Origin of the sequence: Microbispora hainanensis (assembly GCF_036186745.1) — a bacterium.
Classification (GTDB): domain Bacteria; phylum Actinomycetota; class Actinomycetes; order Streptosporangiales; family Streptosporangiaceae; genus Microbispora.
This window is the reverse complement of sequence record NZ_CP108086.1, coordinates 3,428,123-3,443,266: the sequence shown is the minus strand read 5'-3', so window position 1 is coordinate 3,443,266 and position 15,144 is coordinate 3,428,123. Positions and strand designations below refer to the sequence as shown.

Sequence of the window (15,144 nt, the reverse complement as noted above, 5' to 3'; positions counted from 1 at the left end):
GGCGCTCCTTAGGGTCGGAGAAGCGGGAGACACAGCGGCTCAGGCGGTGCTCACGAGCGCGCGCAGGCGCCTGCGGAGCAGCCGGGCGGTGCGGCGGAGCGGCCGGGCGCCGGACCGGCCCCCGGGGCGGGAACGCCGGGGCGCCCTCACGGCGCCGGCGTCGCCGGTGACGTCCACCGGGGCGGTGCCGGGAACCCGCGAGGCGGTGGTCGCGGCGAGCCCGGCGGGCAGGAACCCCCACTTGTCGCCCGCGTCCCACACCGTGCCGTACATCTCGTGGACCAGGTCGCCGAGGTCGTCCCCCGGCCCGGCGCAGTGGCGGGCCCGGCTCATCGCGGCGGTGCGCTCCAGCCGGGCGTGCACGACACGGCCGTCCTCGCGCTCGTCCAGCGCGAGCGAGACGATCCCGAGCCGCTGCCGGTCGGCGTGCTTGACCACCGACCCGATGGTGCCGCGCGACGGCACCCAGCCGGGCGGGCAGTGGAAGCGGAACGGCACGGGGAAGCAGTCGTCCGGCACGGCCTCGCGGAACCGCACGCGCGGCTCGCCCTGATAGCAGGCGAGCACCAGGCGCAGGTCGAGCGAGGGGTCGCCGAGCGGGTCGCGCCGCCCTCCGCCGAGCCGTCCCCACGGCCCGACGACCGTCACCCGCACGTCGGGCAGCCGCCCGGCGAGCACGGCGTCGACGGTCGCCCTGACCTCCTCGAACGACGCGTCCCCCACCTCGACCACGACGTCGACGTACGGCACGAGGTAGGTGCGGTGGGGATGCCTGCGCAGCCAGCGGAAGGTGGGGACGCGCTCGGCGAGGTGAGGCCAGTTGTGCCGCTTCACCTCGGGCTCGCGGCGCATCACGGTGGACCGGCCGAGGTGCCAGCACCGGCTGGCGCGGTCGGGCACGAACACGGCCCCCGCCTGGGCCAGCCGATAGCCGAGCTCGGTGTCCTCGCCGAGGACGAGCGAGGCGTCGAGCCCTCCGGCGGCGCGCAGCAGGCGGGCGGGCAGCGACGCGGTGGCCCCCACCATGACGGAGAACGCGCCGAACCCGGCCGCCCGCAGGTCGTCGGTCTGGTCCCAGCGCCGCTCGGTCCACTGCGGCGTGGCGTCCTCCTCGGAGAAGAGCTTGGGCACCGCACCCGCCTCGATGGCCGCGAGCACCTCGCTCGCCGGGACCTCGTCGAGGCCGGGCACGAACCGCAGGTGCCCGAGCACGACCAGATAGCCGGCCAGGTGGTGCCAGCGCATCTGGGCCTCGACGTGCTCGGGGAACAGCACGAGGTCGGCGTCCAGGTAGAGGATCACCTCGCCCTCGGCCGCCTCGGCCCCCGCCGCGCAGGCGCTCGCCCTGCCCCACGCCCCGCCGCGCGGGCGGACCACCCGCAGCCGCTCCGGCAGCGGCCCGGCCGACGACTCGGACGTCGGCTCCATGGGCCGCTCGCCGTCGTCCACCACCACGACCTCCATGAGGTGGGCCGGGTAGGTCTGCCGGGCCAGACCGGCCAGCGTCAGCGGCAGCGTGCGCTCCGCGCGGTAGGCGGGGATCACCACGCTCACCGTGAGCGTGGGAGTCCAGCTCCCCAGCGCGGGTGGCTCTCCGAGCACCCCGTAGTCGTTGAGCGGGATGCGCGCAGCCCCCGTCACCTCGTCACCTCCGCCCGCCATCGGGCACCGTCCTCCATCAGTTCGTTGAAGACCAGCCCACGCCACTGCTCCTGGAAGGAGGCGAGGAACGACTGCACGGGCTGGCGCCAGGTGTGGCCGTACGCGCTGCGGCGGCGCAGCACATAACCGAGGCCGTGGGTGCGGTAGATCCGGCCGCCGACGGCCTCGACCGCCTGGAGCAACTGGCCGTCCACCGTCCTCGCCAGGGGCCGGAAGCCGCCGGCCGCCTCGAACGCCGCCCGGGTGACCAGCATCGTGCCCCCGGCCACCAGCGGCACGAACCGCTCGGTGCCGATGCACCGCCTGATCGTCACGTCGAGCGGCTCCAGGTAGACGAACTCCGCGGCCGAGCCGACGAGGTCGGCGCCGCTGTAGCGGCGGGCGAGCAGGAGATCGGCGAGGTGATCGGGGCCATACCAGTCGTCGTCGTCCACCTTGGCGAGGCAGGACCCGGAGGCGACCGCCGCCATCCGGTTCAGCACCTCCCCGAACGGCGTCGTGGCGGGGGCCTCGATCACGGTGAGCGGCAGCCGCGTGCGGGGGATCGCCGCCTCCCGTGCCGTGAAGCCGTGCAGCCCCACGATCAGCTCGGCGCTCACGCCGCGCTGGCGCTCCATCTGCTCGACCGCGAACGGCACCATCTCCGGACGTCGCGTGCACAGCAGGATCGAGACCTTCGGGTCCGGCGGCACCGGCAGACCGGCGGCCAGAGCCAGCCCCCTCCATCGGGCGGCGGCCCCGTGCTCGCGCAGCGCGGCCCGGCGCAGCCGGATGCTCAGCTCCTCGCGGCGCAGGTCGGACGCGAGCGCCTCGCCGGTCACGGCCACGAGCGCGGTGGCGAGGGCGGTGCCCAGCGCCCGGTCGCGGGCGGGATCGGGCGCGGCGAGCACCGGGATCCCGGCGGCCGAGAGGGCGGCCACGACGCGGGCGATCTCGCCGGTCCGCCCCTCCGCCGCCTGTGGGCCGGGCACCTCGACGCCGCGTACGTCCCGCAGGCGGGCGATGTCCACGTCCGTGACCCGCCCACTGGCCGGGAGGCGTACGAGCTTGTCGGTGCCGAGGGCGACGACGAACCCCTCCCGGCGTACCGCGAGCACCGCGATGCCCTGCGCGGGATTGCGGCGGAATCCGATGGGGTTGATCACGGCCTCGTCCAGCGGCGGCAGCAGGCCGTCGGCCACCGAACCGGTGCTCCCGGACCCGGCGGGCACGGACCCGGCGAGCACGGACCCGGCGAGCACGGATCCGGTAAGCCCAGTCGCGGCAGGCGCAGAGCTCGTGACCCCGGGGCTGGTAGCCGCAGAGCTCGTGACCCCAGAGCTCATAACCGCAGCGCCCGTGACCCCAGGGCTGGTAGCCGCAGCGCCCGTGACCGCAGGGCCGGCGACGACGGAGCCGTTCGCCTGACGCAGCGGCAGGTCGCAGCCGGGGGCGTCGCGACGGTCCGGCACCGGCCCGCCGGGCGGCGACAGCGTGACGTTGGGATCGCCGGGCCGCCAGTCGGCCGTGACGCCGCCCTCCAGCCCCGCCACGGGAGTGGTCGCCGCGCATCCGCCGAACAGGCCGTTCGCGACGTGGGCCACGACGTCACCGGCCGGCACCGGCTCGCTGAAGGCGGCGTCGAGGTGCCAGCCACGGCCCCGGCGGGTCACCCGCATCTCGGTCAGGTGCCGCCAGCAGGCGCCCGGCGCGGCGACCGGCAGTGGCTGCGCCGCCCAGGACGGCACGTCGGCGACGGCGATCCGCACCCGGGTCGCGGTGGGCAGCAGGCCGCGCAGCGGCACCGCCCTGCGCAGGTCGGCCGGGGAGCGCGCGGCGAGCAGGACGCATCCGATCGCGCCGGTTCCGCCCGGCGCCGCGTCGCGGGTCACATTCCGTGCGGCATCTCGCGCGGCATCCCGTGTCGTGTCCGGCGCCGCGTCCAGTGCCCCGTCCGGCGCCGCGTCCAGTGTGCCGTCCCGTGCCGTGTCCGCGTCGCTCGCCGGAACGGCGGACGCGACGGACACGACGGGGACAGGGACGGGGACGTCCTCAAGCGGGATCCAGGGACCGGCGAAGCCCTCCACGAGGCGGCCGAGCAGCGTGGGACAGGACTCGAACCCGATCCACGTCCCCCACGCCGACCGGGTGGTGGCGGTTCGTGTCACCCGCCCTCCTCACACTGCCCGGTTCCTCTTCCGACCGGCCCAGCATCGCGAAACCCGCCTGTGAGGGGGCAGGCTTAGTCCCTTCCTTGGCCGAAGGTTTAATCGCTCCCGTCCCAGGTGGACGAAGGTTTCCGGCCCGTACGAAATCGGACTGAAGAGGAGGAAGCAACCCGGAGCGCGTTACGATGCCGCGTTATAGATCCCCCGAGGAGTACCCCATGGCTGTACGTCGTCTGATCCCTCTGGCCGTAGCGTGCGCTCTCGCCGTGGCCGCCACCGCCACTCCTGCGCAGGCTCGTACGACCGATGAGCCGTTCTGCGCGACCCACAAATGCATCGCCCTGACCTTTGACGACGGTCCGGGGCCCTACCTGACGACCCTGCTGAAGACCCTCTCCGAATACAAGGCGAAGGCGACCTTCTTCCTTATCGGCTCGGAGGTGAAAAAGCATCCCAAGCTCACCCAGTTGATCGCCAAGTCGGGCCACGAGATCGGCAACCACTCGTGGGACGGCACCTATCTGACCACGCTCAAGTACGCCGACATCAACAAGAAGATCGGCGACACCCAGCGGCTGATCAAGAAGACGACGGGCAAGGCGCCGAAGCTCTTCCGCGCGCCCGGCGGGCTGCGCAACGGCGGCGTGGAGCAGGTCACCGCCAAGCTCGGGCTCATCCAGGTGCCCGGCACGACCGCCACGAAGGACTACATCAAGGACTACCGGCACGTGGACTTCCTCACGAACCGGGCCCTGGACGTGGCCGGAGAGGGCGAGGTCGTGCTGATGCACGAGACGGTCAAGCAGACCGTGCAGTCGATGCCCGAAGTGCTCGAACTGCTGACCGCGGAGGGCTACAGCTTCGTCACGGTGTCCACCCTGCTCGAAGGCCAGAAGCTCACCCCGGGACAGGTATATCCCGAGCAGTCGTCGGGCGTGGAGACGACAGACGTCCACTGATCCGGCGGCCCAGTGCCTGGGCCGGCGCCTCCACGAAGCGATAGGTGAGCCAGCTCAGCGTGAGCAGCGCGACGAGATAGCCGAGCGCGACGGCCGCCTGGGCGATCGGCGTGAGCGACCGCAGGTCGCCCGCGAGCGCGTTCAGATACTTGAGCAGCGGGTGGTGCACCAGATAGACCGAGTAGCTGATCAGGCCGAGCCAGGTCAGCGCACCGGGAACGCGCCGCCCGCGCAGCATCATGCCCAGCGCGAACGTCCCTCCGGCGAGGACCATCGTGGTGATCCACACATCGGGCTGCACCCACCACCAGCCCGCCTGGATCGCCCACACGGGCGCGGCGGCCACCAGGGTCGCCGCGACCACGACCGGGCCGAGCCCGGCCGTGCCCTTCTCCCAGCGATACAGGGCCGTCCCCGTGAACATCACCGCGAGGATGGCCGCGCCGAACCACGGCACGAAGCTGCCGAAGACGAGCAGCACGAGCGCCATCAGGCCCAGCGCGTACGCCGCGACCGTGCGGAACCGGCCGGTGATCAGGCAGGCCAGCCCCGCGAGGAACAGCACGCAGGTGGCGATGGCGGGCCAGGGCCCCGGCAGCAGCGGCGCCGACAGCACCAGCCCGGCGGCGACCGCCACGGCGCCGAAGACGATCGCCAGCGTCCCGCTGCGCCGATGCACCCCGCCCACGAACAGCGCGGTCACCAGCAGGTAGAACACCATCTCGTACGACAGCGTCCACATCGGGTCGGCGAGGGCGCCGGTGTGGACGACGTCGAGCAGCATGCTCACGTGCGCGGCCACGGCCGACGGATGCCGGGGCACCACCTGACGCACCGGGACCCAGAACGCCATGACGAGCACGAGGGCGATCACCAGCAGATAGAGCGGATACAGCCGGAACACCCGGCTGACCCAGAACGCCCCGACATCACCCCGCTTCTCCAGGGACGCGGGGATGATGTATCCGCTGACCAGGAAGAAGACCAGCACGCCGTACATGCCGAGGTTGAACCAGTAGGGGCGCAACGACGGCATGAACCAGGGCAGCGCGTGTTCGGCGACCACGGCCATCGCGCCGATCCCCCGCAGGGCGTCGAGCCAGGCGAGCCTGGAGGCCTTCGCGCCGGGGCGAGCGGTGACGGGCTGAGCGGCAATCACCGCGTTACCCTATCCAGCCTGGCCGGGATCAATCCGGTTGATCCCGGCTCAACGATCCCTGCTCAGTGGTCCGCGGTCGGTGAGTCGGGGTCGGTGAGTCGGGGTCGGTGACTTCCGGGTCACTCCCACTCGATGGTGCCCGGCGGCTTGCTCGTCACGTCGAGCACGACCCGGTTGACCTCGCGGACCTCGTTGGTGATCCGGGTGGAGATGCGCGACAGCACGTCGTACGGCACCCGCGCCCAGTCGGCGGTCATCGCGTCCTCGGAGGTCACCGGCCGCAGGACGACCGGGTGACCGTAGGTGCGGCCGTCGCCCTGCACGCCCACCGAGCGGACGTCGGCGAGCAGCACGACCGGGCACTGCCAGATGTCGCGGTCGAGACCGGCGCGGGTCAGCTCCTCGCGGGCGATGGCGTCGGCCTCGCGCAGCAGGTCTAGACGCTCGCGGGTGACCTCGCCGATGATCCGGATGCCGAGGCCGGGCCCGGGGAACGGCTGGCGCCAGACCATCGCCGGGGGCAGGCCCAGCTCCTCGCCGGCCCGCCGCACCTCGTCCTTGAACAGCGTGCGCAGCGGCTCGACCAGTTCGAACTTGAGGTCCTCGGGCAGCCCGCCCACGTTGTGGTGCGACTTGATGTTCGCGGTGCCGGTGCCGCCGCCCGACTCGACCACGTCCGGGTAGAGCGTGCCCTGCACGAGGAAGTCCACCGGGCCGTCGGCGAGGATCGCGCGCTGCTCGTCCTCGAAGACGCGGATGAACTCCCTGCCGATGATCTTCCGCTTCTCCTCTGGGTCGGTGACGCCCGACAGCGCCTTGAGGAAGCGCTCGGAGGCGTCCACGACGCGCAGCTTGACGCCGGTCACCTCGACGAAGTCGCGCTCGACCTGCTCGGCCTCGCCCTTGCGCAGCAGCCCGTGGTCGACGAAGACGCAGGTCAGCCGATCGCCGATGGCCCGCTGCACGATCGCGGCGGCGACGGCGGAGTCGACGCCGCCCGACAGGGCGCAGATCGCCCGGCCGTCGCCCACCTGGGCGCGCACGGCCTCGACGGCGTCCTCGACGATGTTGAGCATGGTCCACGAGGGACGGCAGCCGGCCGCCTCAAGGAAGTGCTTGAGCACCTGCTGCCCGTGCTCGGAGTGGAGCACCTCGGGGTGGAACTGCACGCCGTACAGGCCGCGCGAGGGGTCCTCCATCGCGGCGACCGGGGTCGCGTCGGTGGCGGCGGTGACGGCGAACCCGGCGGGGGCGCCGACCACGGAGTCGCCGTGCGACATCCAGACGGTCTGCGCGGCGGGCAGGCCGGCGAACAGCAGGCCCTCCTGGAGGACCTTGAGCTCGGTGCCACCGAACTCGGCGGAGTCGGTCCTGGCGACCTCGCCCCCGAGCGCCCGGGCCATGGCCTGGAAGCCGTAGCAGATGCCGAAGGTCGGCACCCCGGTCTCGAACAGGCCCTCGGGGACCGGCGGGGCGCCCTCGGCGTACACCGAGGAGGGGCCGCCGGACAGGATGATCGCCTTGGGCTTCCTGGCCAGCATCTCCGACACCGGCATCGACGACGGAACGATCTCGGAGTAGACGTGACACTCACGCACCCGTCGTGCGATCAGCTGCGCGTATTGCGCGCCGAAGTCCACGACGAGAACCGTGTCGAACTCAGACACTGGAAAGGACCCCCATGAAGGCAGCGAGGCGGTGACGCCAGTCTATCGGCGCGGTGACGCTGCCCGCCCGGACCTGCCGCCCTCCCTGGCGCCCGGCCCCTGGCCTGCGACGCAGCCGCCCAGGGCCCGCCCCGCCGGGCCCTCCGGCGCGACCCCGCCGGGCCTTCGGCCGCTGCGTGCGGCGGCCTCGCGAACCGGCGCGACCCCGCCGGGCCTTTCGGAGGCTGCGTGCGGCGGCCTCGTGAGCCGTGCACCGCTAACCAATCCCGTCAGGCCCCTCGGCGGCTGAACGCGGCGGGCTGGGTGAACCGTGCGATGCGATCCTGTCAGGCTTTTCGGCGGGCGTGGGTGATCACCGAGATCCCGCTGCCGGCCAGGGCATCCGCCCGCTCCCGAAAAGCGGCATCGGCGGCGTCGCGCCCCGCCACCTGCCCCGCCACCTGCCCCGCCACCTGCCCCGCCACCTGCTCGACCACCTGCTCGACCACCTCGAAGCCGTGCTCCTCCAGCAGATCGGCCGCCTCCCGGGGACTCAGGAACGTCAGCCAGGGCTCCCCGCCCTGCGCCACCAGCGGCATCAGGGTCTCGGCGTACGCCCGGGCGCGCGGACCACGCAGGTCCTCGGGCAGCAGGTGGTCCATGACGATCTCGCTGCCGGGGGCGAGACGGCCGAGCCCGGCCAGCGTGCGCGCGACGGCCTCGCGGGTGAGATAGACGGTCACGCCGAGCCAGCTCGCGAACGCCGGGCGAGCGAGGTCGAACCCGTGCGCGACGAGCCGGTCGGCCAGGGACTCCCCGGCTTCCATGTCCGCGGGGACGTACGTCAGGAGGGGCGGCTCCGGAATGCCCGCACGCGCCAGCGCCTCCCGCTTCCAGCGCTGGGTGTCCGGGTGATCGACCTCGAAGACCTCCACTGAACCGCTCTGGCCGCTCGCGGCCGATCTGCAGGCGTAGGTGTCCAGCCCCGCGCCGAGGATCACGTACTGGCGAACGCCCCGCCGTACGGCGGCGGCCAGGCGGTCCTCGGTGTAGCGGCTCCGGGTGACGACGGCCGCGCGGAGCGCGGCGACGACGGGGTGGTCCGCCGCCTCACGGTGCAGGCGCACGTAGTGCTCGGCGCACTCCCCGAGCAGGGGGTACGCGAACGGGTCGCGGAAGACCACCGGCTCCCCGTCGACGATCAGGTGGGCGGCGCGCGCCGCCGCCGTGTGGAGCGCGGTCCTGCTCGGCCCCTCGGTCTGCACGCGTCGAGCGTAGACCGCCTCAGCGATCTTGGCGATGGGTGAGACGGGTCACAGGCCGTGGGCCCGCGCGCCGTGCCGCAGCAGTTCGAAGGCGGTGCTCGCCGCGGTGACGGCCTCGCCGTACCGCTCGTCGGCCGTACGGCCGGACGCCAGCGCCGCGTAGTTGTCCCTGGCGAGGATCTGCCGGACGGCGACGTACTGCGCGGCCACCAGGCGCGAGGTCAGGAGCGGCACGGGACGCGGCGAGCCGGAATCGCGGGGCGCCACCTCGTGCGCCGTCTCGCCCGCCGCCTGGCTCAAAGCCCCATCCAGCACCTCACCCGCCGCCCCGCCGAACACCTCGCCCGCCGTCTCGCGCGCCGCCCCGCTCGTCGTCTCGCCGAGTGCCTCGCTCATCGCCTCGGCCAGTGCCTCCGTGTCCGCCGCGGCGTAATCGGCCACGCGGGACGCCAGGCTGGGGGTGTCGAAGACGAGGCGGTGGTAGGCCATCACCGCCGGATGGTCGCACAGGCCGGTGGTCGGCTCGCGGGCGTCGAGCCCGGCCATGAAGGCGTCGTGCAGCGCGTCGAGCGGGGTCCGCCCGGCCGGGCGGGCGCGCACCACCGCCGCCGCCTCTCCCCTGTGGTCGGCGATCCGCTCCAGGACCAGATCCTCCTTGGTGGGGAAATAGCGGAACAGCGTGGGCTTGGAGACCTCCGCCGCGGCCGCGATCTCGGCCACCCCCACCTGGTCGAAGCCGTGCTCCAGGAACATCGCGATCGCGACCTCGGAGATGGCCCGGCGGGTCCGTTCCTTCTTCCGCGTCCGCAGCCCCTCGACCATGCCGCACAGGCTAGCAGCCCTCCCGGCAAAACTTAACCCGGTTGCATTTTTAACCGAGTTGCTGTTCCATGCCCGTACGGCGACCGGGGGAAGGAGACGGCGGATGACCTCGCTGAAGGAGGAGCAGGCGTACGTCGAACGCTGCAGGGAGGGCCTGCGCCGGATGCTGGACGGTGCCCGGCACAACGTGGTCATCGGGGAGACCGTGGCGGGCGACCGCTACAGCGCCGAGCGGCTGGGCCGCCACCTGAAGAGCCTGGCGAAGGATCTCGGTGAGGACGACGGAGGGCCGCCGTTCTTCGGGCGCCTCGACTTCGGCCCTGACGTGGGCGAGCACGCCGGGCAGCGCTACTACATCGGCCGCCGCCACGTCTCCGCCACCGATGGCGGCCGGCCCCTGGTGATCGACTGGCGGGCGCCGGTCTCGCGGACGTTCTACCAGGCGTCGGCCCGGGATCCCCGGGGCGTGGCCGTACGGCGGCGCTTCGGCTGGGCCGGGGGCGAGCTGACCGGCTTCGAGGACGAACACCTCGATCGCCGGCGCGGGCACGACCCCGGCGGCGCGAGCCGGATCCTGACGGCCGAGATCGAACGCCCCCGGGTCGGGCCGATGCGCGACATCGTCGCCACCATCCAGCCGGAGCAGGACGACCTGGTCCGCGCCGACCTGAAGGAGTCCCTGTGCGTCCAGGGCGGGCCGGGCACCGGTAAGACCGCCGTCGGCCTGCACCGCGCGGCCTACCTGCTCTACGCCCACCGCAAGCGGCCGGCGCGCGGCGGTGTGCTCGTGCTCGGCCCCAACCGGGCCTTCCTCGGCTACATCTCTGCGGTGCTGCCGGCCCTGGGCGAGGTCGACGTCGAGCAGACCACGCTCGACGCGCTCCTCGCCCGGGTCCCGGTCAAGGCCACCGACAGCGCGGAGGCCGCCGTGGTCAAACACGACGCGCGCATGGCCGAGGTGCTGCGCAGGGCGCTCCACCGCCACATAGGCGTGCCCTCGGAGCCGCTCGCCGTGGCCGACGGCTCCGCCCGCTGGCGGGTCTCCCGGGACGAGCTGCACGACATCGTCGAGGAGACCCGGCGCGAGGCGATGCCGTACGGCGTGGGCCGCGAGCGCGTCATCGCCCGTGTGGCGTCACACGTGCGGACCCGGGCGGAGGCCCGCGGCCGGATGATCGACACGGCGTGGACGCGCCGCACCACCCGGGCCGTCACGGCCGCTGTGGACGGCTTCTGGCCGGCCGTACGCCCCGAGGAGGTGCTGTGCGAGGTGCTCGGCGACTGCACGGAGGCCGCCGACGGCGTGCTCACGACGGCCGAGCAGGCGGCGATCACCTGGGCGCGACCGCCGCGCACCTATCGGAGCGCCGCCTGGACGGCCGCCGACCTGGTCCTGCTCGACGAGCTCGCCGGCCTGATCGAGCGGCCGCGGGGATATGGCCACGTGATCGTCGACGAGGCGCAGGACCTTTCGCCGATGCAGTGCCGGGCCGTCGCCCGGCGCAGCGTGCACGGCTCGCTCACCGTGCTCGGCGACCTGGCGCAGGGCACGACCCCGTGGGCCGCCCGCGACTGGGGCGTGCAGATGGCGCATCTGGGCAAGCCTGATGCCGCGATCATGTCGCTCACCGTCGGCTTCCGCACGCCGGCCGCCGTCGTGGAGCTCGCCAACCGCCTGCTGGCGCAGCTCGCGGTGGACGTGCCGCCCTCCCGGTCCTTCCGGCGGGACGGACGGCTGCGCGTGCTGCCCGGGGACGACACCGCGGTCGTGACGGCGGTGTCCGAGGCGCTCGGCAACGAGGGCTCGATCGGCGTCATCGCCGCCGACGCCTCGGCCGCCCGGCTGCGCGCCGCGCTCACGGGCGCGGGCCTGACCGTCGCCGAGGGGCTCACACCCGACCCGTCCGTACGCGTCTCCGTGGTGCCCGCCACCCTGTGCAAGGGCCTGGAGTATGACCACGTCGTGCTGGCCGAGCCCGCCGAGATCGTCGCGGCCGAGCAGCGCGGGCCGGCCCGGCTCTACGTGGCGCTCACCCGGGCGGTGTCCCGCCTCGACGTGGTGCACGCCCGTCCGCTGCCCATCCCGCTCGCCGGGGAGACCCTCGCCGAAGACGCTGGGTCACCGGCCTAACCGACGCGCCTCACGCGTCCCCGTGGGTGATCTCCACGATCGGCAGGCGCAGCGCGCCCGGCGCCGACGCGGGGACGACCGGCCGCACGGGCGCGACCGGCCGGAGCCGCACGTACGGCGAGCCGAGGGCGGGGCGCGGGTCCGGCTCGCCCTTGTTGGGCCACAGCGCCATCGCGCGCTCGGCCTGGGCGGTGATCGTGAGCGAGGGGTTCACCCCGAGGTTGGCCGACACGGCCGAGCCGTCCACGATGTGCAGGCCCTCGTAGCCGTAGACGCGGTGGTAGGGGTCGATCACCCCGGTCTCCGGCGAGTCGCCGATCGCGCAGCCGCCGAGGAAGTGCGCGGTCGCCGGGATGTCGAACAGATCGAGCCAGGAGCCGCCGGGCAGGCCGCCGATCTCCTCGGCCGCCATGCGGACGGCCTCGTGCCCGGCGGGGATCCAGGTGGGGTTCGGCTCGCCGTGGCCCGGGCCGGTCCGGAGCTTCCCGCCCTTGAGCGAGAGCGTGATCGAGTTGTCCTTGGCCTGCATGACAAGGGCGATGACCGCGCGCTCCGACCACCTGCGGTGGTTGAACAGCCGGGGCAGCAGGTGGGGCCGCCGCAGGGCCGCGCCGAGGAACTTCAGCCAGCGCGGCGCCCGCCCGCCCCCATCGACGAGCAGCGTGCGCAGCAGTCCCATGGCGTTGGAGCCGTCGCCATAGCGGACCGGCTCGATGTGCGTCTCGGCGTCCGGGTGGATCGAGGAGGTGATCGCCACGCCCCGGTTGAGTTTGACGCCCTTGGCGGTGAGGCGCTCGAAACCGAGCAGGGCCTCGGAGTTCGTCCGGGTCAGCGCGCCGAGCCGGGGCGAGATCCGGGGCAGCGTGGTCGCCCTGAGCCGGTGGAGCAGGAGCTGCGTGCCGTACGTGCCCGCGGCGAAGACGACCTGGCCCGCGGTCAGCGTGCGGGCCGGGCCGAAGGGGCCCGTGCGCCTCACCGTGATCTCGTAGCCGCCCTCGACGGGCCGTACGCCGGTGACGGTGGTCTCCGGGTGGACCTTCGCCCCGGCCCTCTCCGCGAGGTAGAGGTAGTTCTTGATCAGCATGTTCTTCGCGCCGTGGCGGCAGCCGGTCATGCACTCGCCGCACTCGGTGCAGCCGCGGCGGCGCGGCCCGAGGCCGCCGAAGTAGGGGTCGTCGACCTCCACGCCCGGCTCGCCGAAGAACACCCCGACGGGGGCGAGACGGAAGGTGTGGCCGACGCCCATCCGCTCGGCGACCTTCTTCATCACCTCGTCGGCCGCGGTCACCGTCGGGTTGCCCACCACGCCCAGCATCCGCCTGGCCTGGTCGTAGTAGGGCGCGAGCTCGGCCTTCCAGTCGGTGATGTGCGCCCACTGGGGATCGCGGAAGAACGGGTCGAGCGGCTCGTAAAGAGTGTTGGCGTAGACGAGCGAGCCGCCGCCCACCCCCGCGCCGGCCAGCACCATGACGCCGTTGGAGCCGCGCAGGACGTGGATGCGCTGGATGCCCTTCAGCCCGAGCGCGGGCGCGAACAGGAAGTCCCTGGCCCGCCATGAGGTCTTCGGCAGGGTCTTCTCGTCGAACCGGCGGCCGGCTTCGAGGACGCCGACCGCGTAGCCCTTCTCGGTGAGCCGCAGCGCGGCGACGCTCCCGCCGAACCCCGACCCGATCACCGCGACGTCGTAGTCCAACGCCCCGCCTTCCTTCTCACTTGAGGTGCAGGCGCTTCATCGTCTTGAGCAGCCCCGCGAGCGTGTCGGCGTACTTGTCGTAGGTCATGCCGAGGATCGGCTCGAAGCCCAGCCACGTGGCCTGGCTGGCCACCGTCTGGACCTCCGTGTATTTCAGCAGGCCCTCGGTGCCGTGCCGGCGGCCCAGCCCGGACGACTTCATCCCGCCCATCGGCGCGTCGTAGGAGGCGTACGCCGAGCCGTACCCCTCGTTGATGTTGACGGTGCCGGCCTTGATCCGGGCGGCGAGGCGGCGGCCCCGCGCGACGTCCCTGGTCCAGATCGAGGCGTTCAGCCCGTACGCGGTGTCGTTGGCCGCGTGGACCGCCTCGTCCTCGTCCCTGAAGCGGTAGAGCGACACGACCGGCCCGAACGTCTCGTCCCTGCAGACGGCCATGTCCTCGCTCACGCCGTCGAGGATGGTCGGCTCGTAGAAGAACGGGCCGAGGTCGGGGCGCGGCCTGCCGCCGGTCAGCACGGTGGCGCCCTTGGCGACGGCGTCCTCGACGTGCGCCGTCACCCCGTCGAGCTGCCGCTGCGAGGTGAGCGAGCCCATCTGCACGTCCCAGTCGAGGCCGGGACCGATCTTCATGTTCTTCACCGCCCGGACGAACCGGTCGCGGAAGGCGTCGGCGACCGCCTCGTGCACGTAGAGGCGTTCGATCGAGATGCACAGCTGGCCCGCGTTGGTGAAGCAGGCCCGGATCGCGCCCTGGGCCGCCACGTCGAGATCGGCGTCGTCGAGCACGATCATCGGGTTCTTGCCGCCGAGCTCAAGCGAGCAGCCGATGAGCCGCTTGGCCGCCTCCTCGGCGATCCTGCGCCCGCCGCGCGTCGAGCCGGTGAACGCGACGTAGTCGGCGCCGTCGATCAGCGGGTCGCCGACGTCCTCGGGATCACCGAGCACGACCTGCCAGACGTCGCGCGGCATGCCCAGCTCGGCCAGCAGGTCGATCGTCCACAGCGTGGACAGCGGGGTCTGGGTGTCGGGCTTGTGCACGACCGCGTTGCCCGCGATCAGGGCGGGGACCACGTCGGTGACGCCGAGGGCCAGCGGGTAGTTCCACGGGCTGATCACCGCGACGACGCCCTTGGGGTGGCGCAGCTCGGCCGCGCGGGTGGCGATCGGGAAGATGCCCTGCCTGCGCTGCGGCTCCAGCAGGCCGGGGGCCCGCCGCGCGTAGTAGAGCGTGCAGCCCGCCACGTCGGCCACTTCCTCGTACGCGTGGCGCCGCGCCTTGCCGGTCTCCCACTGCACGATGTCGAGCAGCTCCTGACGGCGGTCGAGCAGCGCGTCGTGGAGCCGCAGGAAGGGCGCGATCCGCTCCCGCACCGGCAGCGCCGCCCAGGTCTCCTGCGCCGCCCTCGCCCTGGCGTACGCGGCGCGGACGTCCTCGGGAGTGGAGATCGGGACCTCGGCCAGCACCTCGCCGGTGAACGGCGCGACGATCTCCCGTGTCTTGCCCTCGGAGGAGACGTGCGCGAGGACCCGGTCGACCATGGCCGCGTCGAGCGTCCGATTCGTGGCACCCATGCCGGAAGAATATTCCGGAGCTTGAGCCGTGGCTACCGGTAAGTAATGGACGGTCACCGCTGACGCGACGGCATGTCAGTTTACCGA

10 protein-coding genes are annotated in these 15,144 nt (G+C 73.0%); 2 read left to right on the top strand and 8 right to left on the bottom strand.

Features of this window, described 5'->3' with window-relative positions; genetic code table 11:
- Positions 1-39: 39 nt before the first annotated feature.
- Positions 40-1,641, bottom strand: coding sequence for a glycosyltransferase (locus OHB01_RS16365; protein ID WP_168065747.1), 1,602 nt, complete (start codon positions 1,639-1,641; stop codon positions 40-42).
- Positions 1,638-3,809 carry a glycosyl transferase family 2 gene (locus OHB01_RS16360; protein ID WP_328855599.1) on the bottom strand — a complete coding sequence of 724 codons (2,172 nt, stop codon included), beginning with the start codon at positions 3,807-3,809 and terminating at the stop codon, positions 1,638-1,640. Before OHB01_RS16360 ends, OHB01_RS16365 begins: the two co-directional genes overlap by 4 nt.
- Before the next feature lie 218 nt (positions 3,810-4,027).
- Between OHB01_RS16360 and OHB01_RS16355 the strand changes: the two genes are divergently transcribed.
- On the top strand, positions 4,028-4,768 hold the full coding sequence (locus tag OHB01_RS16355) for a polysaccharide deacetylase family protein (RefSeq protein WP_187280666.1): 741 nt from the start codon (positions 4,028-4,030) through the stop codon (positions 4,766-4,768).
- On the opposite strand, the gene OHB01_RS16350 is transcribed toward OHB01_RS16355, so the two are convergent.
- The 4 genes from OHB01_RS16350 to OHB01_RS16335 form a co-directional block, all read right to left on the bottom strand.
- Complete coding sequence (locus OHB01_RS16350) at positions 4,707-5,927, bottom strand: acyltransferase family protein (protein WP_261985831.1); 1,221 nt, start codon at positions 5,925-5,927, stop codon at positions 4,707-4,709. The genes OHB01_RS16355 and OHB01_RS16350 overlap by 62 nt on opposite strands.
- Before the next feature lie 119 nt (positions 5,928-6,046).
- Positions 6,047-7,594 carry a glutamine-hydrolyzing GMP synthase gene (gene guaA, locus OHB01_RS16345; protein ID WP_142646672.1) on the bottom strand — a complete coding sequence of 516 codons (1,548 nt, stop codon included), beginning with the start codon at positions 7,592-7,594 and terminating at the stop codon, positions 6,047-6,049.
- A 326-nt stretch (positions 7,595-7,920) separates the two neighbouring features.
- The gene (locus tag OHB01_RS16340; protein WP_328855598.1) at positions 7,921-8,838 is read right to left on the bottom strand and encodes an SAM-dependent methyltransferase; all 918 of its coding nucleotides are present in this window, start codon (positions 8,836-8,838) and stop codon (positions 7,921-7,923) included.
- A gap of 48 nt (positions 8,839-8,886) precedes the next feature.
- Positions 8,887-9,660, bottom strand: a complete 774-nt coding sequence (locus tag OHB01_RS16335; RefSeq protein WP_328855597.1) for a helix-turn-helix domain-containing protein — start codon at positions 9,658-9,660, stop codon at positions 8,887-8,889.
- Between the two features lie 103 nt (positions 9,661-9,763).
- On the opposite strand from OHB01_RS16335, the gene OHB01_RS16330 reads away from it, so the two are divergent.
- The gene (locus OHB01_RS16330) at positions 9,764-11,791 is read left to right on the top strand and encodes an AAA family ATPase (RefSeq protein WP_328855596.1); all 2,028 of its coding nucleotides are present in this window, start codon (positions 9,764-9,766) and stop codon (positions 11,789-11,791) included.
- A 10-nt stretch (positions 11,792-11,801) separates the two neighbouring features.
- Here the strand turns inward: OHB01_RS16330 and OHB01_RS16325 are convergent, their stop codons facing one another.
- Complete coding sequence (locus tag OHB01_RS16325) at positions 11,802-13,484, bottom strand: FAD-dependent oxidoreductase (RefSeq protein ID WP_142646676.1); 1,683 nt, start codon at positions 13,482-13,484, stop codon at positions 11,802-11,804.
- A gap of 16 nt (positions 13,485-13,500) precedes the next feature.
- Positions 13,501-15,057, bottom strand: coding sequence for a succinic semialdehyde dehydrogenase (locus OHB01_RS16320; protein ID WP_328855595.1), 1,557 nt, complete (start codon positions 15,055-15,057; stop codon positions 13,501-13,503).
- Positions 15,058-15,144 lie beyond the last annotated feature (87 nt).

What these genes read in the sequence shown, in the direction of transcription:
- OHB01_RS16355 (WP_187280666.1), top strand. Translation starts at nt 4,028, where the DNA reads ATGGCTGTACGTCGTCTGATCCCTCTGGCCGTAGCGTGCGCTCTCGCC.
- OHB01_RS16335 (WP_328855597.1), bottom strand. Translation starts at nt 9,660, where the DNA reads ATGGTCGAGGGGCTGCGGACGCGGAAGAAGGAACGGACCCGCCGGGCC.
- OHB01_RS16330 (WP_328855596.1), top strand. Translation starts at nt 9,764, where the DNA reads ATGACCTCGCTGAAGGAGGAGCAGGCGTACGTCGAACGCTGCAGGGAG.
- OHB01_RS16320 (WP_328855595.1), bottom strand. Translation starts at nt 15,057, where the DNA reads ATGGGTGCCACGAATCGGACGCTCGACGCGGCCATGGTCGACCGGGTC.